Origin of the sequence: Alistipes montrealensis, assembly GCF_018362775.1 — a bacterium.
In the GTDB taxonomy this organism is placed as follows: Bacteria; Bacteroidota; Bacteroidia; order Bacteroidales; family Rikenellaceae; genus Alistipes; species Alistipes montrealensis.
In genome coordinates this window covers 692,575-714,137 of sequence record NZ_JAGYXY010000001.1, presented here as the reverse complement: position 1 = coordinate 714,137, position 21,563 = coordinate 692,575, and the positions used below count along the sequence as shown (strand labels likewise).

Genomic DNA, 21,563 nt, shown 5'->3' with positions numbered 1-21,563 from the left:
TTTAAGAATGACTGTTTTGTTTTCCGGCGGGCAGCGCCAATGTGGCGATCGGCCCTTTTCTGTTTTTGCATCTCGGCTTATTCCCAACGGGGATCGCCGAGTGTGGTTCCGGCTGCTTCCTGTGCGGCGCGTACCGACTGGTCCTTGATCCGGAACGAGGCTCCGGCGGCCGACGGGTCGGCCATGGGGTTCTGCCACAGGTCGGCGGGGGCGCCGTTGTAGGCGGTCATCCGATCGGCGATGTTGTAGGCGCTCGATCCGAACGTCGGGGTCTGCGCGGCGAAGTGGTAGAAGTTCGTGCAGTCGATCTGCTCCTTGGGAACATACTGCCCCTCGCCGCTTCCGGCAAACTGGAGTATTTTATAGTTCGCCCCGCCGAACCAGAGTACCGAGTTGCGCAGCGAGACGGAGCGTTTCGATTGGTTCGCGTTTCCTTTGTTGCGAATGTCGACCACCGCGTAGTTTCCGCCGCACGCGATGTTGTAGAGCGTGCAGTTTTCGATGGTGACTTCGAAGGCATAGTCTTCCGGTCCGGAGTTCGCCACCAGTCCGCGGGCACAGTTGGCGAAGGTCGAGTTGCGGAGCAGGAGTTTGCCGAACCGGGGGATACCCGAGGTCGAGGACATCGTGTAGACGATATTCTGCGTCTGTCCCTTGTTGGCGAAGACCAGCGAATTTTCGACTTCGAACGTCCGCAGGATTTGCAGCGAGGCGTTTGCCGCCGTACCCGAAGTGCTGAAGAGCGTCGAATTGCCCGTGGCGCCCGAATTGAGGTCCACAATGCAGTTTTCGATGCGGTAGAGGCCGATGTCGTAATCGGTGTTGGTGATCTGGCACAGGTAGGTCGCGCAGTTGAAGCGGATGTTGCGCAATATGAGGCGATCGAAGGTCCCCGAGCCGCGGAAAGCGGTTCCGGCGTTGACGACGGTCCGCGACGGATCGTCCGAGGTGAGCACCAGGTTGCGCGTTACTACGGGCGCATTTTCGGTGAACGTATATTCTCCTGCCACGAGGTAGACGGTGTCGCGCTGGCGGTCGGGATCGCTGATGATTGCGGCGAGGTCATCGCCCGGCCGTGCTACGATCACGTCGGATGACGGTGCTGCGGGGGTCGTGAATTCGGACGAGGCGACCGCCTGCCCGTCCTTGGCTTTCAATGTAGCGGTGTATTCCGCGCCGGGTGCGAGGTTCGTCACGGTCATCGAGCCTGCGGTGATGTCGGCCGGAGTGACGGGAACCTGCTGTTCGGGCGTTTCGGAACCTTTGCGCGCGAGGACGATTTCGGAGAGCGTTTCGGGTTCGACGTAATAGAGTTCCCAGCGAATTTCCGCCGAGGCGCTGACGGGGTCGGTCGTGAAGTCGAGATGTGCCGAGGCGTAGAGCGCCGGAACAGGTCCCGGAACGGTGCGGTGCGTGCACGAACCGCGCATCTTCTTCCCGGCGTAGAGTTCCAGCGAGTATTCCGTGTCGGTGAGCACGCCTTCGCTGAATGCGATTTGCTGCGCCGCGGCCTCCTCTTCCGAAACGGGGAAGAGAAGCGCTTCGCCGCCTTCGGTCGGTGTGGCGCGTACCTCGGTGATGGCTTCCGGCTCGGTTTCGCTGTCGCCCCAGGTCATCGTCACGGTGCAGGTTACGGACCACGGCGTAGTGGTGTAAACCATTTCCGAGGTGGCTTTGACGTTCGGTATCTTCGGTTCGGTGAGCGTCCGGGCCGTTGCTACGGCGGAGTATTCCGACGACGAGACGCCCGTTTTGTCCGACAGGCTCTTTACGCGGAAGTAGTAACTCGTAGCTTCTGCAAGTTCTCCGACAGTGTATTTGTTGCCTTCGATGGATTCGATGACGGCGATGTCGCCTGCGAAATCGGCGCTCAGGGCATATTCGAGCCGGAACGAACCGGCCGCGCCGCGCCATGAGACGGTGATGTTTTCGGAATCGTTGGCGATTGCCCTGACTGCCGAGGGGCGGAGCAGGCTGCCTAGCGAAGCATCGTACACCTCGACGGCGGCATCCTGGCAGGCTCCGAGTCCTGTTGCCAGCACGGCCGCGGCGAGTAGTTTCAGGATATGGATAGCGTTTTTCATGGTTGGTCGCACGGTTTTAGTTGTTATAGCCCAGTGAGGCATTGTTCAGGTGGCCCTGGCTGTTCATGATGACCGACGAGGGCAGCGGCATGTCGAGCCTGCGGTCCGGGTCGGTGTGGTACTGCGCTTCGATGTAAGCGTCGGAGAGGTAACCCGACGTGGGCGACGAGGTGATCCACAGCGACGGAGTGGCGGGTGCGGCTTCGGCATTGCCCGAAGGATTCCAGTTGCGCCAGCCCCCGGCTTTCATCCAGGCGTCGAGTGCCGCCTGGTCGGTGACCTGCTGTCCTTCGGTTCCGGGCGCTGTTTCGCCGCGGTTGAGTCCGTACCAGACGATTTCGCGCTCTCCGGCGGCGTTGCTCTTGTATTTCCAGAAGACATAAGCCGGAACGTCGGCGTAGCTGCCCGAGAGCGTCCTGAGGTCGTACATGTCCTGCTTTACCTGGTCCATGTTGGCCTTCAGCAGGTTCCAGCGGATGAGGTCCTGTTTGCGGATCATCTCGCCGACGAATTCGAGGCGCCGCTCCGTCTGAATGGCTTTCAGGAAGTCGGCTTCCGAGCCGGAGACCGAGGCGACGTATTCGGCCTGCGACGTGCCGAAAGCGCGTTCGCGGATACGCTGGAGTGCCTGTTTTGCGTCGTCGGTCGGACCGCCGTTGAGGCGGTTGTCGGCTTCGGCGAACATCAGCAGTACATCGGCATAGCGCAGCACGATGGGCGTGATGCCGTCGTTGGCGTTTGCCGAGAATTTGGCCATCGACGGGTCTTTCCACTCGGCGCGCAGCTTGCCGCCGGTCATCATGCTCGGGCGCGTCAGTTCCTGTACGCCGTCGGCCCAGCGGAATGCTACGACCGAGATGTCGCGCCGCTTGTCCTTTACGTCGAAATCGTAATAGAGCGTGGGCACGACGCCCATCGTGCCGCCCATGTAGACGCTGGTATAAGGGTCGCTGTCGGACGAGATGGTCCCGCTGCCGCCCGGGCCGCGGTGGTAAACGCCCGCCGCAACCATCCAGTTGCCGCGCGAATTGTATTTGAAGGGCAGTTCCCAGAGGGGTTCGCCTCCGGCCGAGACTTTCACGGCGCAGTTGTCCTTGAATATCTTGGCGAAGTCGTTTTCGAGGATGAATCCGCTGCCTTCGTGCTGCATGATTTCGCGGCACTCGTCGCGGGCGATGGTGTAGGTCTTCTCGACCGTAAGTTCGGGGTCGGCGCTCAGTTGCGCGGTGTTCAGCTCTCCGTAGAGGTGGTAGGCATAGCCGCCTGCCGTGAGGGCGATGCGGGCGCGCAATGCCTTGGCGGCGGCGCGGTTGGGACGCAATACCGTGCTCGTGACGCCCTGACCGGGCCACGGCATCAGCCGCGCGGATTCCTCCAGGTCGGTGAGCAATTGTTTCCAGATCACGTCGCGGTCGGCGCGCCCGGCATACAGGTTTGTGTTGGAGAGCGCGTCGAAGCGGGCCGGGATGTTGCCCCAGATACCCACCAGTTCGTAGTAAATCCAGGCGCGCAGGAAGAGCGCCTCGCCCAGCAGGTAAGCCAGGTCGGCATTGTGTTCCGTGTTGCCGTAGGTGCGCAGTCCCTCGATACAGTTGTTAGCCCGCTCGATAGCGATCATGGCGTAGGAGAAAGCGTCGCCGAAGTAGTTGTCCGTCTCGCTGTATTTGTAGACGGCATAGGCGGAATGGCTGTCGTTTTGGGCGGGCGTGACGCCCGACGTGGAACTGAGATGCCGTTCGCTGTCGTTGTTATACCCGTGATAAGCCCACAGACGGCCGTTGAACGAGTTGTAGTTGATCGACTCGTAGATACCCATCACGGCTCCCGTGGCGAGCGTGGGATCGGAGAAGATCGCCTCGCCTGTGAACGACGACTCGGTCTCTGCTTCCAGAAAGTCGTTCAGGCAGGAACTCAGGCAGACCGCCGCGGCGAAGAGTATGATTGTTTTCAGCGTTTTCATCTTTAGAAGGTAAGGTTAAGTCCGACAATGAAGCCCCGGGTCTTGGGATAGGGCGAATAGTCTACGCCGGGTGTAAGGGGCGTGGAGCGCCGGGTGTCTACTTCGGGGTCGAAGCCCGAGTAGCCGGTCCAGCAGAAGAGGTTCGTCCCCGTGACGTAGATGCGCAACTGGCTCAGTCGCATTTTGCGCAGAAGTGCGTCGGGCAGCGAGTAGCCGATCGTAGCCGAGTTGAGACGCAGGAACGAACCGTCCTCGACGATGTAGGAGCTGACGTAGCGATAAGCGCTCATGGGGGTCCACATCGAAGTGCCGCGGTTGATTTCGTCCAGCAGAGCCGGGTCGGTGATGCGCTGTCCTGCGGCGTCGATGCTCTGCCAGCGGTTGCGGGAATCCATCGTCGTGAGCAGGTTCTGGTAGCGGTAGCCTGCCGTCGAGGTATACTCGGCTTTGTTGACGTTGAGGATCTTGTTGCCCAGCGTATAGGTGAAGTTGGCGTTGAAGTCGAATCCCTTGATGCGTCCCGCCAGCGAGAAACCGCCGGTAGCCTTGGGCAGCGTGCAGCCCAGCACCGTGCGGTCGGTTCCGGCCGAAATGGCGTCGGGGTCGCCTCCCAGGTCGCGGAACCGCACGGCGCCCGGACCCCAGCCGTTGCCGGCGATGTGGGAATTGTCCAGCACGCCTTCGTTGGCCTGCCATGAGGATCCGGTCCATGTAAAGTCGGAAGCCGGATAACGGCCGTCGGAGACATATCCCCATATCTGCCCCAGCGATTGGCCCGGCATCACTACGAAGTCGTAGTCGATCTGTGTCGAGGCCCACGAAGAGTAGGCTTCGATGCGGTCCAGTCCGCCCAGGTCGAGCACCTTGTTGCGGTTCATGGCGATGTTGAACGAGAATTGCAGCGAATAGTCGCGTTTGTCGACCAGCACGGCGTTCAGCGCCAGTTCGAGACCTTTGTTCTGCGTGTTGCCCATGTTGCGGTACTGGTGCGTGTAGCCCGCGCCCTTGATGGGGAAGAGGATCAATTGGTCGTGCGTGGTGTTCAGGTAGAGGTCCAGGTTACCGCTCAGGCGGTTGTTGAAGAACCCGAAATCGAGTCCCACGTTCCGGGATACGGTGGTTTCCCACACCAGGTCGGGATTGGTCATGTACTTGCCCTGCGACCAGTAGGAGACCGATGTTTCGAAGGGCAGCAACTGTGTGTTGTCGGACGTATATTCGGCAAGGGTCTGGCCGCCGGGAATGTTGTCGTTGCCCGCCAGTCCGATGCTGGCGCGCAGCTTCAGTTGCGAAAGCCACTCGGCGTCCTTGAGGAACGACTCTTCGGAGATGCGCCAGGCAACGGCTCCCGAGGGGAAATAACCCCAGGGCTCGCTCTTCTGGAACTTGCTCGATCCGTCGGCGCGCAGCGTGCCGGTCACCAGGTAGCGGTCGTCGTAGGAGTAGTTGATACGCGTGAAGAACGAGAACAGGTTGTCGGGCGTCGCATAGAAGTTATTGGTCGATACGGCCGTGCCTTCGGTCGTGAAGCGAAACGCCTGCCGCGACGAGAAGGTGACGGGGAATCCGTCGATGTCGGTGGTCAGCGTCCGCGATTTGGTCGTGTTCAGTTCCTGTCCGACGAGCACGCTGAGCCGGTGTTTCTTCGGCAGCAGGTCCTTGAAGTCGTAGCTGAGTGTGTTGTAGTTGGAGATGCGGCGCGAATCGGTATTCGTCAGTTCGATGGCCGGATGGTCCTTGACCACGGAGTTCATGCGCGCATAGTAGGTCGTGATGCCGAAAAACCGCTGGTTCTCGTTCCAGTTGAATTCGAAGTTGAGGTTTGAGCGGAAAACCAGGTTTTTGGCAATGGTCCAGCTAAAACCGCCCGAGAGCGCCAGATTGCGCCGTTTCTGGATGCGGTCGTTGTCGCGGATATATTCCGTCGGGGTGAACAGGCCGCTGTTCTTGTAGAATTCGTCGTCGTCGAAACCCTCCATCGAGAGCCCTTTGAGCGGGATCGGCGAATACTGCATGACATAACGCATGCGCGGGTCGCTGCTGCGTCCGCCGCTCTGCTCGTTGGCGCCCGATCCTGAGATTTTCGTGTCTGAAAAGCGGGTCTGGAAGTCGAGCGTGACTTTGCGCGAGGGCTTGTGCTGGAATTTGAAGGTGAAATTGTCGCGTACGAAGTCCGAGGTGATCATCACCGCGTCGTCCATCTGGCGGGTATAGCTGGCCGAGTAGGTCATCTTGTCGCCTTTGCCCGTGAGGGCCACGTTGTAGTTCTGCGTGGTGGCCGAGCGCCCGAAGACGATCTTCTTCCAGTCGTTGCCTGCATAGTTCTTATAGAGGTGCATGTCTTCGTAGACACCGAAATAGGGCTCGTACATCGAACCGACGGCGTTCCGGTAGACCGATTGTTCGTACTGCCAGAGGGCGTACTCGTACGGATCGAGCATGTCGGGCATCGGGGTCACGTATTTCAGGCCCGCATAGGCGTTGAACGACACCTTGACGCCGTTCTGGTGGGCGCTTTTGGTCGTGATCATGATTACGCCGTTGGCGCCGCGCGAGCCGTAGATGGCTGTCGAAGAGGCGTCTTTCAGTACGTCGATCGACTGAATGTCCGAGGGCGAGATGTCGGAGATCGACGAGACGGGGAAGCCGTCCACGATGTAGAGCGGCGAACTGCTTTGGGTGATGGAGTTACGCCCGCGGACATACATCGACACCTCGGCGTCCGGGGCTCCGTCGGTGGTGAGCACCTGTACGCCGGCCAGTTTACCCGAAATGGCCTCGGCGATGTTGTTGACGGGAGTGCGGACGATGTCCTCGGCCGAAACCGACGAAACGGCCCCGGTGAGGTCGGCGCGGCGCACGGTTCCGTAGCCGATCACGACCACTTCGTTGATGGACGTATTCATTTCTTCGAGCCGTACGTCGATTTTCGTGCGGCCTGCGACGGGCACTTCGAGTTTCTTCATCCCGACGTAGGTGAAGACGAGCGTATCCCTGCGCAGGTCCACGCCCTGCAAAGCGTATTCGCCTCGGGCTCCGGTCGTCGTAGCTGTGGTTTTGCCTTTGAGGGCCGCCACGGCGCCGAGCAGCGGTTCGCCGTTGATGTCGGTCACGACGCCCGTCAACTGCTGGGCCGCCGCTGGTAGAAGGGCGGACAGCAGGCAGCACAGGGTCAGGTAAAATTTGGTCATAGCGGTTTCAGGTTGGGGGTTGGTTATCGGTTGGGGGTTGGGTTCACGTATTTGCCCAGCGGGTTGTGCGAGGCGGCGCAGGCTTCGACGAAGAGCGCTGCGAACTCCTCGGCTCCGCGGACGCAGAGATGCGTATCGTCGGCATTGCCGTCGGGAAAGCGTTCGGCGACGTTGGGTTCGACATAGAGATAGAGTTTCTTGGACTCCTCGGGACCGTATTTCTGGACGAGTTTGCCCGTCAGGCGGTTCATATCCACCAGCGGAACGTTCAGTTCGGCAGCCACTTCGGCGGCGGCCGGAACGTAACGTCCGTGGGAATCGCGCAGCGTGCCGTCCCTGTTGAACTGCCGCCGTACGACGGAGGTTGCAAGGATCGGGGTCGCGCCTTTTTCACGGGCTTCGCTGACGAAACGGCGCAGGTTTTCCTTAAAGTTTGTTTCGGGGTCGGTGTAACGTTTCGGGTCGCTTTTCTTGGCGTCGTTGTGCCCGAACTGGATCAGCAGCAGGTCGCCCGGGGCGATGCGGTCGAGAACCTTCTGCCACCGGCCTTCGTCGATAAAACTCTTGGTGCTGCGGCCCGAAACGGCGCAGTTGCGCACGACGAGTTGCGAAGGATCGAAGAATCGTTGCAGGGGTTCGGCCCAGCCGCGGCCCGGATCGCCCGGGTCTTCGTCGCACTTGGTATTTTCGGCCATCGTCGAGTCGCCGATGGTGTAGAGCGTCGCCGGGCCTTCGGCCAGGACCTTCACTGCCGGGAGCAGCAGCAATGCACAGAGGAAAAGTTTTAGAGTTTTCATAGTTGTATACGGTTTATTTCTGCAGGTAGGCGGCAAGCGGATGCCGTGTTTCGGTAAGTTCGGCGCTGAAAAGCCGGGCCACCTCGTAGGCCCCGTCGTAGTTCCAGTGCGAATTGTCGGCGTTGCCCTCGGGGAAACGTTCGGTAATGCCCGGTTCGATATGGTTGAAATAGCGCTTCGAACCTTCGACGCCGGCCTGTTCGACCAGCTCCCACGTAGCCGTTTTGAGGTCTATGACCGGAACGTTGCATTCGGCTCCGACGGCCTCGACAGCCGTGATGTAGGAGCCGTAAGTGTCGATCAGTTTTCCCTCCTTGTCGAAGCGGCGGCGTACGACCGACGTTGCCAGCAGGGGCCGGGCGCCTTTTTCGCGGGCCTCGCGGATAAAGCGGCGGAAATTGTCGCGGAACGAGGTCTCGGCGTCGGTATGGCGCTTGGGATCGGTTTTCTGGTCATTGCCGCCGAACTGGATCAGCAGCCAGTCGCCCGGCATCAGTTGTGCGAGCACTTTGTCCCAAAGCCCTTCGTCGATAAAACTTTTCGAACTGCGGCCCGAGCGGGCGCAGTTATGGATTTCGAGGCGTGTCGTGTCGAATACCCGTTTGAGTGCGTCGCCCCAGCCGTAACCCCGGTCGTAGGCCGGATCATAAGGCCTGTTATTATAGGACATGGTCGAGTCGCCGATGGTGAACAGCCGCATTCGTTGTTGGGCGCGGGATGCGCCTGCGGAAAATAGCAGGGCTGCGGCGAAGAGAATTCCGAAATATCGGGAGGTTTTCATAGAACTGAAGTTTCTTTCGGTTTATTTTCGTTAACGTACACGGTTTTTATTCTAGAGTTTAATTGTGGTGTAAATTGTTGGTTGTAAATATGTTGATTTTTTGGTGGTCGGGCGTAAAAGGCTTTTTGGAATATTTTAACGTTTACAAATCTATAATTTATTCAGTCCAGATGCAAATTTTTCGTAAAAAAAATGATATATTTACACTCGTTAAACTCAAAGAATCTACTTTTTCAACCCAAATCTATCAGGTTGTCGGCTATGATTGAATCGGATAAAACAGCAACGATGGAGCAGGTCGCGCAGGCGGCCGGAGTGTCGATCGGTACGGTGGACCGCGTGTTGCACAACCGCGAGGGCGTCTCGGAAAAAACCCGGGAGAAGGTCTTCAAAGTAATTAACGAAATAGGCTATAAACCAAATATATACGCTTCTATCCTGTCGCGCAGGAAAGAGTTCACTATCGTTGCCATCATCCCTTATTTCCAGACCGGCGAGTATTGGGAACTGGTCTATAATGGGATAACCAGGGCCGTAAAACAGTCGCAGGGGCTCAATATCGACCTGAAGATTTTTTACTACAACCAGTTCGAGTTGGAGTCGTTTCGCGGGGCCTGCCGCAATACGATCGGCGTGCAGCCCGACGCCCTTTTCATTGCACCTATTTATAAGGAAGAGACCATCCGTCTGGTGCATCAGTTGACATCGTTATCGATTCCGGTCGCATATATCGACACGAAGCCGGAAAATACCGACTACCTCGCTTATTTCGGCATGCCGCTTTTCGAGAGCGGCTATTTGGCCGCAGACCTGCTTGTGGGTAATGATTCGGCCGTAAAAGAGGTTGTCAGCTTCAATATCGACCGCGGAGAGGCGCCTCCCAACGATTCGACGCTCAACCGCCATCGGGGGTTTTTGGCCTATTTGAAAGACAACAATCCCGGCTGCACACTCACCGACTGTTCGATGTCGCCCTTTGATTTCCTCTATAACATGCGGTTGTTCGATGCTTTTTTCGAGGAACACCCCGATGTAAAGCATATCATCACGTTCAATTCGCGTGCGCATTTGATTTCGGACTGGATGGAAATTCGTGGAATCCGGGACAAAAAGTTGCTGGGCTTCGATATGCTTCAGGCAAATATACGGGCTCTGAAGAATGGTACGATCTCTGTGCTTATCGCAGAGCGTACAGATACAGAGGCGTTTAAAGCTGTAAAGTCATTGATCGACTTTCTGGTGTTGCGGCAGCGTCCGCGTCGCCGCGACAATTTCAGCACGATCGATATCCTGACACGCTATAATGTCGATTTCTACCTCGCCGAAGAGTAAAAAAAAAGCTGTTCCGGTCCGAATTTTTTGGAAACCGGATTTATTGTCGTATTTTTGTTTTCCTGTTTCGTTAACGTTAACGAAGACGCGAAAGGCCTGAAACTACCTGAAAAACCGATAAAAATATGAAAAAACTGTTTCTGTTCCTGCTGCTTACCGTTCCGGTTGTTTCGATGGCCGGTATTTCGTGGCGGCACATGGAAGATATCGGTCCGCAGGCTGTCGGGCGGACTTCGTCGCATTCCCGGACGGACTCCCCGGCCGTTTGCGTGCCTGGCGTTCCGGCTGCGGAATCTCCGCAGCCGGCCGTGTCGCTTCCGGCTTTTCCCGGTGCGGAGGGCGGCGGCATGTATACCACGGGCGGCCGCGGCGGTCGCGTGCTCTATGTAACGCGCCTGGATGACGACGACCGGGAGGGATCGCTGCGCTGGGCCGTGACCCGCAAATATCCCCGGACGATTCTGTTCAGGGTCTCCGGTGTCATCCGTCTCCAGAAGCGATTGAATATCACGGGTAACGATGTGACGATTGCCGGGCAGAGCGCTCCCGGCGATGGAATCTGCATCGCGGGTTTCGGTGTGGCCGTGCGGGCCGACAATGTTATCCTGCGTTACCTGCGTTTCCGTATGGGGGATGAAATGGGGGTTGCTGCGCACGACGAAGATGCCCTCGGCGGCCGTTACCACCGCAATATCCTCATCGACCATTGTTCGATCAGTTGGAGCACCGACGAATGCGCCTCCTTTTATGCCAACGAAAACTTCACGATGCAGTGGTGCATCCTCTCCGAGAGCCTGCGCCGCTCGCTGCACGCCAAGGGCAGTCACGGTTACGGCGGTATCTGGGGCGGTAAGAACGCCTCGTTCCACCATAATCTCCTCGCTTCGCACGACAGCCGCAATCCGCGTTTCGACCATCCGCTGTTGTACCTGCCCAACGTAGCGTTGGACGATTTCCGCGGCGTGGTGGATTTCCGGAACAACGTCGTCTACAACTGGGGCTCCAACAATACCTACGGCGGCGAAGGCGGGCGTTTCAACATGGTAGGCAACTATTACAAGCCCGGTCCGGCGACCCCGGCTAAGGGTCCGGCGGCATTTATCACCGCTTACGGACGTACGCCGGACCTTCATAACAAGGAGGAACAAGTCTATTACGAATCGGCTTATCCCGCGCTCTACATGTCCGGGAATGTCATGGAGGGCAACCGCGAGATCACGCGGTCGAACTATGACGGGGTTCGTTATGCGAAGACCGGCGGCGAGAAGGGAGCGTTGCTGGATGAACCGATGCCCGTCAATGGCCTCGGCGAAGGCCATACCACGACGCATGACGCGCAGCGTGCCTATACGCTCGTGCTGGCGTGGGCCGGAGCTTCGCATGTGAGGGACGCCGTAGACGAACGCATTGTCCGCGACGTGCGTACCGGAACGGCTGCCGTGACGGACGGCGGCAACGGCAGTACGGGCGGCTTCGTCGATACGCAGCGTGCCGTCGGCGGCTGGCCCGAGTACCGGCAGTCGTCCGTCCCGGAAGACAGCGACGGCGACGGTATTCCCGATGCCTGGGAGCAGCAGCACGGACTCGATCCAGCCGATCCTGCGGATGCTGCGAAAATTGACTCCGAAAGCGGCTATACCTGGCTCGAATGTTACCTGAACAGCCTGGTCGAAACGATTGCCAATGCACAGAACAACCAAGCAAAACTCTGAACCGAATGAAACGTATTCTATTGTCGATCCTATTATCGGCCGGACTGTCGGCTGTTGTCGCTGCGCCGAAAAACGACTCCGGAAAGGTGCTTCCGGCTATGAAAAAAGCCACCCGATTCATGTACGACCGTGTGAGTACCGACGGCGGGTTCGTCTGGAACTACACCACGGACCTTTCGCGCCGCTGGGGCGAACTGGAGGCTTATCCCACCATGGTCTGGGTCGAGAAGGGCACGCCTGAAGTGGGGCAGTTGATGATCGACGCCTATCACGCTACGGGCGACGAATTCTATTACGACATGGCGGTGCGTTCGGCCCGTATCCTTATCCGGGGGCAGCTTCCCTGCGGAGGCTGGAACTACAAGTTCGATCTGGCCGGGGCGGCCTCCGAGCGGCGGTGGTTCGAGACCATTGGCCGCAATGCGTGGGGCATGGGCGAGCATGGCCATTATTACGGCAATGCCACCTTCGATGACGACGTGACAGCCTCGGCGCTTAATTTCCTGATGCGTATCTACCTCGAAAAGTACGACCCGCAGTTCAAGCCGGCCCTCGACAAGGCTATCGGGATGATCTTCGAAAGCCAGTATCCCGTCGGGGGATGGCCCCAGCGCTGGCCGTTGATGGACGACCATCCCGATGCTGACGGCACGCCCGACTATTCGGCCTGCATCACGTTTAACGACGACGTAATTCCCAATAACATCGAGATTCTGATGCACGTGGCCTATGTGATGGGCGACGCCCGGGCCACGGAGCCGCTGATCCGCGCCATGAACTGCGTGCGGACCCTTCAGCAGGGAACCCCCGCGGCGGGCTGGGCCGATCAGTACTACCTCGACCTCACGCCTGCCAAGGCGCGCGACTTCGAGCCGGCGGCGGTCTCCACCGTCCGCACCCGCGACTGCATCCGCCTGCTGATGGATTTCTACCGCCTGACCGGCGATCGTAAATTCCTCGACGGCATTCCCGCGGCGTTTGATTTCCTGCGTGCCGCAGCGCTCGACGAGGCTTCGGCGGCCGATCTGGGCCGCAAGCCGGGGAAGGGACGCCTGCTCTGTCCGCGTTTCGTCAAGCCCGGGACGCTTACGCCGCTGTACATGCACCGCAAAGGGTTACACGTGGATAACGGAACTTACTATATCGACCAGAATCCGCACAACGTCATCGGTCATTACGCCGCGCTCGTCGTAATCAATATCGACGATCTCCAGCGGCAGTACGATGCGCTTTGCGCACTTCCCGTCGCCGAAGCCACCAAAGACTCCCCGCTGCTGGGCAACGGCCGTCTGGAACTGCCGCGCTACCATACCCCGGCCATTGCCGCCGCCGATGTAGCGCGCGTGGGCGACATCCTCTCCTCGCTCGACGGCGAGGGCCGTTGGATCGGACCGCTGAACTGGGTGCTGGTCCCCTATATCGGACCGGGGCATGCCGACGATCCGGTTCCCGATACCTACGAGCAGACCCTCGGCGATCCGCACAACACGGCTTCGCTGGTCGCCGAACCGGTGGAAGGCGTCTGCCTGAAGACTTATATCGATAACATGGCGACGCTGATCGCATCGCTCGCAAATAACCAAGACCGATGAAAACCCGAAGCAACACCTTTATTCCCGAAAGCGAAACGGCGTGGGAATCCTGCGGCGAAGGACTCCGCCGCCAGATTATGGGCTACGATCCGCACCTTATGGTGGTGAAAGTGGCTTTTGAAAAAGGCGCCGTCGGTGCGCGGCACACGCATTACCACTCCCAGGCTACCTATGTCGTGAGCGGGCGTTTCGAAGCCTGTGTCGGAGAGGACCGGCGGCTGCTCGGTCCCGGCGACGGATATTATGTCGCCCCGGACGAGCCGCATGAACTGCTTTGTCTCGAAGCCGGGACGATCCTCGACATCTTTTCGCCCCTGCGGGCCGATTTTTTGAAGTAAGGCCTTCCCGATTCCCGGTGTCGGGATATCCTGCCGCAAAGAAAAACGGACGACTCAGAAAAGAGTCGTCCGTTTTTGGAAGCCCGTAGGGCCTATTCCTCGTCGCGGTACATGTGTTCCACGTATACGGCGTGCTGCATCGCCTCGCGCTTCGCAATCGAAGGCTTGGTGAAGTACTGGCGGCGGCGGAGCTCCTTCAGGACGCCCGTGCGCTCGTATTTACGTTTGAACTTCTTCAGGGCACGCTCGATGTTTTCGCCCTCTTTTACCGGCATGATAATCATAATATTCTTTGTTTTTTATTGTTTTAAATTCGTTTTTTCGTCTGAAAATTGCGGGGTGTACATCCTGGATGCATCTTCCCCGAAAATGGTCGTTTTACTCGTCGGCAGGTCCGCTGTCTGACCCGAATTGCAGGTACGGAGCCAGCCGTGCTGCCTCCCCGCGGGTCAATATGTTCTGTTCTACTAATTCTTCAGCGGTACTCCAACCTCCTTTCAACTGTCTTGCTTTCAGCAATTTTCGTAATGCCTGCGGTGCTATATAGGGGTGTCTCCCCAACACTTTCGGGCTTGCAAAGTTAATATCAATTTTCCGAATTTTGCAACTATCGCAGTAAATTTGTTTCAAAATTCTTTCGTAGTTACGTTCCCTGACTCCCGGAACCTCTGCGAGTTGCTCCGCGCGGACGAATCCGCCGAGCCGTTCGCGGTAGTGCATGATCGCCACCACGGTTTTGGGTCCGATGCCCGTAACCGACCGCAGCGCCGCCGAATCGGCCGTGTTCAGTTCGACGGGCTGTTCGATCGGGGAGACCTTCCGTTCGGGGAAGATGACGTAAGGTTCCAGCGCCGTGGCCACGGAATCGCTCACGACATAGCATTCACGCAGGTCCTCCATGTCGTAAATGCCGCTCAGGTCCCGCCAGCGGATGAACACGTCGGCCTGTCGTTTCGACAGGGCTCCGATGGCCCGCAGGTAACGGGCGCTCACGGTGTCGATGCGGAACGGACGGGGAGCCAACGGCTCGGGGAGGATGCGTTCGGTGCGGTATTCGTGGGGCGCAATGGCATATTTGCGGCCGATGCGGACCCACGGTTCGAGTTTCCGGTAGAGCGAGTCGCTGATGCCGTAGCAGAGCGTCAGGTCTTCGGGAATGCGGAATACCTTCCCCGCTGCGCGGTATTTCAGCAGGCTTACCGCTTCGTGTTTGGTCAGCCCCAGCCGGCGCAGTTCGTCGAGCGAGGCTGTGTTGGGGTCGAAGTGCGTCATTACGACGCTGTCTGCGGGCATTGCCTCTTCCATCTCCGCTTCGGCGAGGCGTGCCGCAGCCGGATCGGCCGCCGGGCGCACGAGTTGCAGGGCTGCGATCAGCAGCCCGGCCAGCGGCAGGAATACCGCTATCGCGCGTATTTCGCGGTTGGAAAAGAGGTTTGCCATTTTAACCTATTCCGTTACGTGTTCCAATGCCCGTTTCACCGAGCCCCAGCGGAGCAGCAGTTTCCGGGATTCGGCTTCGTCGAGCCCCGAAGCCTCGGCCACCATCCGCGTGCCGCGCGCCACGAGTTTGTCGTTCGTCAACTGCATGTTTACCATGCGGTTGCCCTCGACGCGTCCCAGGCGGATCATCACGGCAGTGGACAGCATGTTGAGCATCAACTTTTGGGCCGTTCCGGCCTTCATGCGGGTCGAACCGGTCACGAACTCCGGTCCTACGACCGCTTCGAGCGCATATTCCGCTTCGGCTGCTACGGGCGAAGCGGGGTTGCAGGTGACCGATCCCGTCAGCAGCCCGTGACGACGCGCTTCGCGCAGGCCGCCGATTACGTAGGGCGTCGTTCCCGATGCCGCAATGCCGATCAGCGTATCGTCGGCCGTGGGGCGGTAGGGCGCCATGTCGCGCCAGGCTCCTTCGGTGTCGTCCTCGGCATGTTCCACGGCCCGCCGCAGGGCTCCGTCGCCTCCGGCGATCAGCCCGATCACCAAATCGAACGGCACGCCGTAGGTCGGAGGCAGTTCCGAAGCGTCGGTGACGCCCAGCCGGCCGCTCGTCCCGGCGCCGATGTAAAATATCCGGCCGCCGCGCTGCATGCGTTCGACGATGCGTTCGACGAGTTGTTCCATGACGGGAATGGTTTGTCGCACGGCTTCGTGCACGCGGGCGTCCTCGCGATTGATACCCGTGAGGATGTCGTGTACCGACATCTGCTGCAGGTCGTCGTAAACCGAGGCCTGTTCCGTAATTCTATGTTCCATGATGGTATTTCAAAAGCCCTTCGGCGGGCGATTCTACGATGGTTTCCACGCGGTAACCCTCCGCTTCCAGCGCTTCGCGCAGCAACGCTTCGAAATGGGCCGCCACGCCGCCTACGAACGATACCGGGAGTCCTGCCGGATAACGGCTCAGGTTGCGGGCCGCAAAGTCGCGGAACGATGCGAGTACCATCTCCCGGATATCGGGACGGGTTATGTGTGCATATATAAAAGGTGCGAACGAGGCCAGGAAACGATTGGCGTAAGGTTCGCGGTAGACCCGGCGGATGATCTCCTCGTAACTCAGCCCGTGTGCCGCAAGGAACTCCTCTTTCAGGGGAATGTGCCCCTTGAAGATGCCGTTCACCAGGTTACGCCCCAATACGGCTCCGCCGCCTTCGTCGCCCAGCACGTAACCCAGCGGGGAGACGTACTGCACGATCCGGTCGTCCCTGTACCAGCAGGAGTTGGACCCTGTGCCGAGGATGCAGGCGATGCCCTCCCCGTGGCCCCAGAGCGCCCGTGCGGCGCCCAGCAGGTCCGATTCGATCGCAATGTCGTCCGTTTTGAAGTGTGCTTCCAACTCCCGGCGCAATTTCTCGCTGGCTTCCGGAAAGGTCGGGCCGCATCCCGCGCCGTAAAACCGCACGGCCGTCACGCCGTCGCATGGGGGCAGTTCCCCGAGGACTTCGCGTATTTGTTCGGCCGTGTGCTGCACGGCGTTGATTCCCCGCGTGCGCAGTTGCGCCGGGTGTGCGCCGTCGCCGGCTATCCACGAACATTTGGTCGATCCGCTGTCTGCTATGAGTACCATGATTCAAATATACGTATTAATCTTGAAAATCCGGAAAAAACAGATTAACTAAATTTTTTAGTTAAAAAACTATGTCGAATAGTTGCATGTGAATATTTTTTAGTTACCTTTGCTCATGTAAGAGTTGGGTTACGGGGGTAATGGGAGGTTTCCGGGTTTCCGGGCCGGATATGCGCCCTTTCCCGATGCAAGATTAACGGTATGACGCTATGGAAAAACTGACACGCAGGGAAGAAGAACTGATGCGCTGCTTCTGGGAGCACGGACCGCTGTTCGTACGCGAACTGGTCGCTCTTTCTCCCGATCCCAAACCCCATTTCAATACTCTTTCGACGATGGTTCGCGCGCTCGAAACCAAAGGTTACGTCGGCCATAATTCGTTCGGCAGCACCTACCAGTACTACCCGGTGGTGAGCGAAGAGGAGTTTTCGCGTTCGACGCTCGGCAGCGTGATCAACCGTTATTTCGAAAATTCCTATCTCGGAGCCGTCTCGGCCTTGGTCGAAGAGGAGAAGATTTCGGTCCGTGAACTGCGCGAACTGATCGACCGTATCGAAAACCAAAACCGGTAAAGCCATGTACGACCTGATGATTTACAGCCTGAAAGTCGGCGTTTGCCTGGCTGTTTTCTACCTCTTTTTCAAGTTGCTGCTGAGCCGTGAGACATTCCACCGCTTCAACCGGATCGTGGTGTTGGGGGCAATGGTTCTTTCGTTCGTCCTGCCGCTGTGTGTGATTACGGTCTATCGCGAAATGCCCGTCCTCCCGGAACTCCCGGCAGAAGAAGGGGTTGTGGCTACAACCGTGGCGGAGCCGCTTCCCGAACCTTTTCCGTGGGAACTGCTGGCCGGGGCGGCATTCCTTGTCGGGGCCGCCGCAACATTGCTGTGGACGCTCTGTTCGCTCGTCGGGGTGCTGCGCCTGATCCGCAGCGGACGCCGTGAACGGCTGGAGGACAAGGCCGTGCTGGTGCGTACGGAACAGGCCGTAATGCCTTTCAGTTGGGGACGCTATATCGTGATGTCCGAAAAAGACCTGGCCGAGAACGGCGATGCGATCCTGCTCCACGAGCGGGCCCACCTGCGGCTGCGTCATTCGTTCGACCTGATCGTGACCGACGTTGCGGGCTGCCTGCAATGGTTCAACCCGGCGATGTGGCTGCTGCGCCGCGAACTGCGGGCCATCCACGAATACGAAGCCGACGAGGCCGTGCTCGACAGCGGCGTCGATGCCCGGAGTTATCAGTTGTTATTAATAAAGAAAGCTGCCGGCGGGAGGTGGTACTCAGTCGCCAACAGCTTCAATCACAGTAAACTTAAAAATCGTATTACCATGATGTTGTGCAAAAAATCGTCGCGGTGGGCCGGAGCCAAAGCGCTCCTTCTCCTGCCGTTAATGGGCGTCGCCCTCGGGGCCTTCGCCCGAACCGCGTATGTCTTTCCGGAAGACAAAGGTAAAAAAGAAACCGTTACGGTCCGCGTTTCGGGGGTAAAATTTTCGGGCGACGGGAAACAGCCGTTGATTCTGGTCGACGGTCGGGAGGTGAAGACGCTCGACAGCCTCGATGCCAACCGTATCGAGTCGATTTCCGTGCTCAAGGATTCGACGGCTGTAGCGACTTACGGCGATAAAGGCAAAGACGGCGTGATTCTTGTAGAACTCAAAAAAACGGGCGAACCGGGCGGTGCGGTGCAGGCTGCGGGGCTGAAGGGCAAAGTCGTGAAGATCATCCGGACGGATACTGCCGGAAAGGACAGGGCGGACGGCGTGCGGGTGATCGGTTACGGTACGAGGCCGAAAGGCGGAACGGTCGAACTGAATACCGACGGAATTGCGAAGTCGTATCAGTTTACGGTTAAAAGCAACTCGTCGCTGAAATCGAATCCGGCTTATATTGTCGACGGCGTGCAGGTTTATGAGATCGACTCGGTCGATCCGAATGAGATCGAAAATATCTCCGTACTTAAGGAGAACTCGATGCCTTCGAAATATGCGGACATGGGCTACGACGGCGTAATAACGATTACGACCAAGCGTGCCGCCGATGCAAAGGAGATGTCTGTGCGAACGGCAAATGCCGCCCTCTCTACCGGGACCGCCGGAATAGAAGCCGCCCGTGAGGGGCTGAAGCAAGCCCGCAAGTACATGGATTCGGACGCTTGGAAGCAGGCTCAGAAAGCTTTGGACCAGGCCCAGAAGGAACTCGAAGCGGCCCAAAAAGAGACAGCCTCGCAGTTGTCCGAAACGCGGAAAGCCCTGGATGAAACCGCCGGGAGTGTCGAAAAGATAACCGTCCAGGGGAAACCGGAGAATTCGGTTTCGGTCACCACGGGCCGGGTAACGGTCAGCGGCGCTTTCCCCGAAGGCGCGCTGATCTACATCAATGGCAAGGAGGCCGCGCAGGCCGATGTCGACGCTTTGAAGCCGGGCCGGATCAAGCGGATGACCGTCTATAAAGGCGATGAGGCCGTGAAACGTTACGGCGAAAAGGGGCATAAGGGCGTAGTCGAGATTCGCGCCCGCAAATAGGAAAGGCTTATAACCAATACCATAAGCAAAATAAAAAGTTCACGAAAGGGGAGGGATCAAATTTTGATCCCTCCCCTTTTTTGTGCCTTTTTATTTGAATTCGACGATTTCGGGCCGCGTCGGGCGGTAGCGGTATTGTTCCATGCGCGTCGAGTTCGAGAGCCGGAAATACTCGCTCTCGACCAGCCCGCGTTTGCCGAAGGCCACGCCCAGGCGTATCTGGATGGTGTTGAACACCAACCGTTCGTTTCTGAGCCGCACGCCCAGTCCGAACGAGGTGAAGAAGTCGTTCTTGAAGATGTTGGGCGAGTAGCCGATCAGTCCGAAGTCGGCGAATCCGAAGACGGCGATGCGGAATCCCAACGGTTGATAGGGGGTGAATACCACCGTTTCGGTGTTGAGGATCATGCGGTTGGTTCCGATGATATACTCTTTGAGGGCCTGCAGTCCGTCGACGCGCGTGAAGCGGATGCTCTCGTCGCTGCCCGTCGAACGGTTCCAGCCCTGCGTGTAGTTGAAGGCGAGGAACTGGCGGATACGGCTGCGTTTGAACAGGAACAGGTTCGAGAACCACCTCAGGTCGATATCGATGGCGCTGCGCTGCCACATGCCGTTGTCGAGGTCGATGTAGCTTCCGAGCGTGAAGCCGCCCATGATGTACCCCAGTTTGCTGAATCCGCCCGTTTCATAACTTGTGCCGAGGTACAGGGCGTCGTTGAATTCGCCCCACGAATAGCCCGTCGTCAGTTCGGCTTTGTAACCCGCCGCGAGGTACTCGCGCGTACCGAATCCGTAGATCATGTTGGCTGTGTAGAATTTCTCGCGGTAGAGACCTCCGCTGACCAGCAGGGCGTCCTGGTCGTGCAGCGCGGGGTTGAAATCCGGGGCCACGAGCGGCCTGCGGCTGACGCGGCGGTAGTTGTAGCGTCCCGAGAGGTAAACGCTCGATTTGATCCTTCGCAGGTAATGCGAATAGCCGCCCCAGGCGTCGAGGTTGCGCTCCTTCACCAGCAGCGACGTGTCCTGCTCGATCATGTAACGCTTGGCCTTGATGTCGCTGTACGTAAGGCCGATTTCGTAGTCCGTGGGCTTGAGGAACTCCTTGCGCAGCCCCATGTTGAGCGTCGAGTTGTAAAAATCGCGCCCGGCGCCGAACTCTGCGGTGTAGAAGGTTCCGAGCAGGTTGGGGATTTCGTATTCGACCATGTTGCCGCCGTAGGAGAAGTCCTTGCGGCTGAAGTTGGTCATGAATTTGAGTTTGTTGCCCGAGCCGAAGATGTTGGCGTCCGAGAGGCCGACCATCGTGCGTCCTTCGGAGTGGATTCCTCCGTCGACGGAGATGGTCCAACTGTCGCGTGTGGTAATGTGGAGGTTTACACGCGTCGAGTCCAGCGAATCGGGGAGCACCGTCACGTCGATGTCGGCGATGTAGCCGCGTGAGCGGATCAACTGCTTGTTGCGCACGATGAGCTGCGGATTGAGCGTGTCGCCGGGACTGAACAGCAGGTCGCGCCGGATGACGCGGTCGCGTGTGAGCATGTGGGTTTTGTTGGCCGTGCGTTCGAGCCAGTTGCCGCCGGGTTCGAAGATCTGTTCCCGCTCGATGGTGATGTCGCCGATGGTTTTCCCGGTGTAGGGCTCCAGCAGGCGGCTTTCGTCGGTTACGCGACCGCTCATCGTCGTGTCGAGCACGGGCTTTACGAAGAGCATCCGGTAGAGCATGCGGGGTACGGCACGGCGGCTGGTTTTCGACTGGATACTGTCGTACAGGCGCTGGTTGCGTGCCGATGCGTCGGGATTCGCCACGCGCGCGCTGTCCGGCGTAAAACGGTCGGGCGTGTGCATACCGGGACCTGCTGTGCGGGCAAAAACAACGGTTTCCGTAACAGCCAGGATCAGAACGAATATGCAAAACCGAACGAACATTGTTCAAAGATAACGGAATTTTTTGGCAAAAAGTGCGGCCCAAAGGCCTAAATTGAGGATTCGGACCCTGTCAGCCGCATTTATTTCGTACCGTCGGCAGGTATAGATCGCGGATATGGCTCAGAATCGGAGTTTTCTGCCCCGGAATGCATTGCAGCGGGGTATAAGTAAAATTGATAGCGCTATCGGTAAAAATATTTATCGGATGTGATCAGAAAAAGAGCGGAATTGGCAAAATTATATTTACATTTGCC

The 21,563-nt window shown here is 58.4% G+C and carries 16 protein-coding genes; 6 read left to right on the top strand and 10 right to left on the bottom strand.

What is annotated here, in order from left to right; all coding sequences use genetic code 11:
• Positions 1-77 precede the first annotated feature (77 nt).
• From KG007_RS02795 to KG007_RS02775, 5 genes are read right to left on the bottom strand one after another with little or no spacing between them, the layout of a single operon-like run.
• Positions 78-2,084 carry a fibronectin type III domain-containing protein gene (locus tag KG007_RS02795; RefSeq protein ID WP_213347274.1) on the bottom strand — a complete coding sequence of 669 codons (2,007 nt, stop codon included), beginning with the start codon at positions 2,082-2,084 and terminating at the stop codon, positions 78-80.
• 16 nt (positions 2,085-2,100) lie between these two features.
• Entirely contained in the window at positions 2,101-4,044 is a 1,944-nt protein-coding gene (locus KG007_RS02790; protein WP_213347273.1) for a RagB/SusD family nutrient uptake outer membrane protein, read from the bottom strand.
• A gap of 2 nt (positions 4,045-4,046) precedes the next feature.
• Positions 4,047-7,235, bottom strand: a complete 3,189-nt coding sequence (locus tag KG007_RS02785) for a SusC/RagA family TonB-linked outer membrane protein (RefSeq protein ID WP_195458494.1) — start codon at positions 7,233-7,235, stop codon at positions 4,047-4,049.
• A gap of 23 nt (positions 7,236-7,258) precedes the next feature.
• Positions 7,259-8,032, bottom strand: a complete 774-nt coding sequence (locus KG007_RS02780) for a rhamnogalacturonan acetylesterase (protein WP_213347272.1) — start codon at positions 8,030-8,032, stop codon at positions 7,259-7,261.
• Between the two features lie 13 nt (positions 8,033-8,045).
• Complete coding sequence (locus KG007_RS02775; RefSeq protein WP_213347271.1) at positions 8,046-8,813, bottom strand: rhamnogalacturonan acetylesterase; 768 nt, start codon at positions 8,811-8,813, stop codon at positions 8,046-8,048.
• 261 nt (positions 8,814-9,074) lie between these two features.
• On the opposite strand from KG007_RS02775, the gene KG007_RS02770 reads away from it, so the two are divergent.
• The 4 genes from KG007_RS02770 to KG007_RS02755 all read left to right on the top strand — a co-directional run bounded on the left by KG007_RS02770 (position 9,075) and on the right by KG007_RS02755 (position 13,787).
• Positions 9,075-10,145, top strand: coding sequence for a substrate-binding domain-containing protein (locus KG007_RS02770; protein WP_195458491.1), 1,071 nt, complete (start codon positions 9,075-9,077; stop codon positions 10,143-10,145).
• A 125-nt stretch (positions 10,146-10,270) separates the two neighbouring features.
• Positions 10,271-11,857, top strand: coding sequence for a pectate lyase (locus KG007_RS02765; RefSeq protein WP_213347270.1), 1,587 nt, complete (start codon positions 10,271-10,273; stop codon positions 11,855-11,857).
• A gap of 5 nt (positions 11,858-11,862) precedes the next feature.
• Positions 11,863-13,449 carry a pectate lyase gene (locus KG007_RS02760; RefSeq protein WP_213347269.1) on the top strand — a complete coding sequence of 529 codons (1,587 nt, stop codon included), beginning with the start codon at positions 11,863-11,865 and terminating at the stop codon, positions 13,447-13,449.
• Positions 13,446-13,787 (top strand): cupin domain-containing protein, encoded by a 342-nt coding sequence (locus KG007_RS02755; protein WP_195458488.1) that lies wholly within the window; start codon positions 13,446-13,448, stop codon positions 13,785-13,787. Before KG007_RS02760 ends, KG007_RS02755 begins: the two co-directional genes overlap by 4 nt.
• Before the next feature lie 92 nt (positions 13,788-13,879).
• Here KG007_RS02755 and rpsU read toward each other — a convergent pair whose 3' ends face one another.
• From rpsU to KG007_RS02735, 4 genes are all read right to left on the bottom strand, one after another.
• On the bottom strand, positions 13,880-14,071 hold the full coding sequence (gene rpsU / locus KG007_RS02750) for a 30S ribosomal protein S21 (protein ID WP_010263190.1): 192 nt from the start codon (positions 14,069-14,071) through the stop codon (positions 13,880-13,882).
• Between the two features lie 94 nt (positions 14,072-14,165).
• Entirely contained in the window at positions 14,166-15,227 is a 1,062-nt protein-coding gene (locus KG007_RS02745; protein ID WP_213347268.1) for a helix-hairpin-helix domain-containing protein, read from the bottom strand.
• Between the two features lie 6 nt (positions 15,228-15,233).
• Positions 15,234-16,043 (bottom strand): N-acetylmuramic acid 6-phosphate etherase, encoded by an 810-nt coding sequence (locus tag KG007_RS02740; protein WP_213347267.1) that lies wholly within the window; start codon positions 16,041-16,043, stop codon positions 15,234-15,236.
• Entirely contained in the window at positions 16,033-16,854 is an 822-nt protein-coding gene (locus KG007_RS02735) for an ATPase (protein WP_213347266.1), read from the bottom strand. Before KG007_RS02735 ends, KG007_RS02740 begins: the two co-directional genes overlap by 11 nt.
• Before the next feature lie 209 nt (positions 16,855-17,063).
• Here KG007_RS02735 and KG007_RS02730 point away from each other — a divergent pair, with 209 nt between their 5' ends.
• Entirely contained in the window at positions 17,064-17,426 is a 363-nt protein-coding gene (locus KG007_RS02730) for a BlaI/MecI/CopY family transcriptional regulator (protein ID WP_195458484.1), read from the top strand.
• Positions 17,427-17,430: 4 nt separating this feature from the next.
• Positions 17,431-19,383, top strand: coding sequence for a M56 family metallopeptidase (locus KG007_RS02725; RefSeq protein ID WP_213347265.1), 1,953 nt, complete (start codon positions 17,431-17,433; stop codon positions 19,381-19,383).
• Between the two features lie 90 nt (positions 19,384-19,473).
• Here KG007_RS02725 and KG007_RS02720 read toward each other — a convergent pair whose 3' ends face one another.
• On the bottom strand, positions 19,474-21,309 hold the full coding sequence (locus KG007_RS02720; RefSeq protein ID WP_195458482.1) for a POTRA domain-containing protein: 1,836 nt from the start codon (positions 21,307-21,309) through the stop codon (positions 19,474-19,476).
• Positions 21,310-21,563: the final 254 nt, after the last annotated feature.

Excerpts from the sequence above, each read along its gene's own strand:
- KG007_RS02795 (WP_213347274.1), bottom strand. The coding sequence starts at position 2,084 with ATGAAAAACGCTATCCATATCCTGAAACTACTCGCCGCGGCCGTGCTG.
- KG007_RS02790 (WP_213347273.1), bottom strand. The coding sequence starts at position 4,044 with ATGAAAACGCTGAAAACAATCATACTCTTCGCCGCGGCGGTCTGCCTG.
- KG007_RS02785 (WP_195458494.1), bottom strand. The coding sequence starts at position 7,235 with ATGACCAAATTTTACCTGACCCTGTGCTGCCTGCTGTCCGCCCTTCTA.
- KG007_RS02780 (WP_213347272.1), bottom strand. The coding sequence starts at position 8,032 with ATGAAAACTCTAAAACTTTTCCTCTGTGCATTGCTGCTGCTCCCGGCA.
- KG007_RS02775 (WP_213347271.1), bottom strand. The coding sequence starts at position 8,813 with ATGAAAACCTCCCGATATTTCGGAATTCTCTTCGCCGCAGCCCTGCTA.
- KG007_RS02770 (WP_195458491.1), top strand. The coding sequence starts at position 9,075 with ATGATTGAATCGGATAAAACAGCAACGATGGAGCAGGTCGCGCAGGCG.
- KG007_RS02765 (WP_213347270.1), top strand. The coding sequence starts at position 10,271 with ATGAAAAAACTGTTTCTGTTCCTGCTGCTTACCGTTCCGGTTGTTTCG.
- KG007_RS02760 (WP_213347269.1), top strand. The coding sequence starts at position 11,863 with ATGAAACGTATTCTATTGTCGATCCTATTATCGGCCGGACTGTCGGCT.
- KG007_RS02755 (WP_195458488.1), top strand. The coding sequence starts at position 13,446 with ATGAAAACCCGAAGCAACACCTTTATTCCCGAAAGCGAAACGGCGTGG.
- rpsU (WP_010263190.1), bottom strand. The coding sequence starts at position 14,071 with ATGATTATCATGCCGGTAAAAGAGGGCGAAAACATCGAGCGTGCCCTG.
- KG007_RS02745 (WP_213347268.1), bottom strand. The coding sequence starts at position 15,227 with ATGGCAAACCTCTTTTCCAACCGCGAAATACGCGCGATAGCGGTATTC.
- KG007_RS02740 (WP_213347267.1), bottom strand. The coding sequence starts at position 16,043 with ATGGAACATAGAATTACGGAACAGGCCTCGGTTTACGACGACCTGCAG.
- KG007_RS02735 (WP_213347266.1), bottom strand. The coding sequence starts at position 16,854 with ATGGTACTCATAGCAGACAGCGGATCGACCAAATGTTCGTGGATAGCC.
- KG007_RS02730 (WP_195458484.1), top strand. The coding sequence starts at position 17,064 with ATGGAAAAACTGACACGCAGGGAAGAAGAACTGATGCGCTGCTTCTGG.
- KG007_RS02725 (WP_213347265.1), top strand. The coding sequence starts at position 17,431 with ATGTACGACCTGATGATTTACAGCCTGAAAGTCGGCGTTTGCCTGGCT.
- KG007_RS02720 (WP_195458482.1), bottom strand. The coding sequence starts at position 21,309 with ATGTTCGTTCGGTTTTGCATATTCGTTCTGATCCTGGCTGTTACGGAA.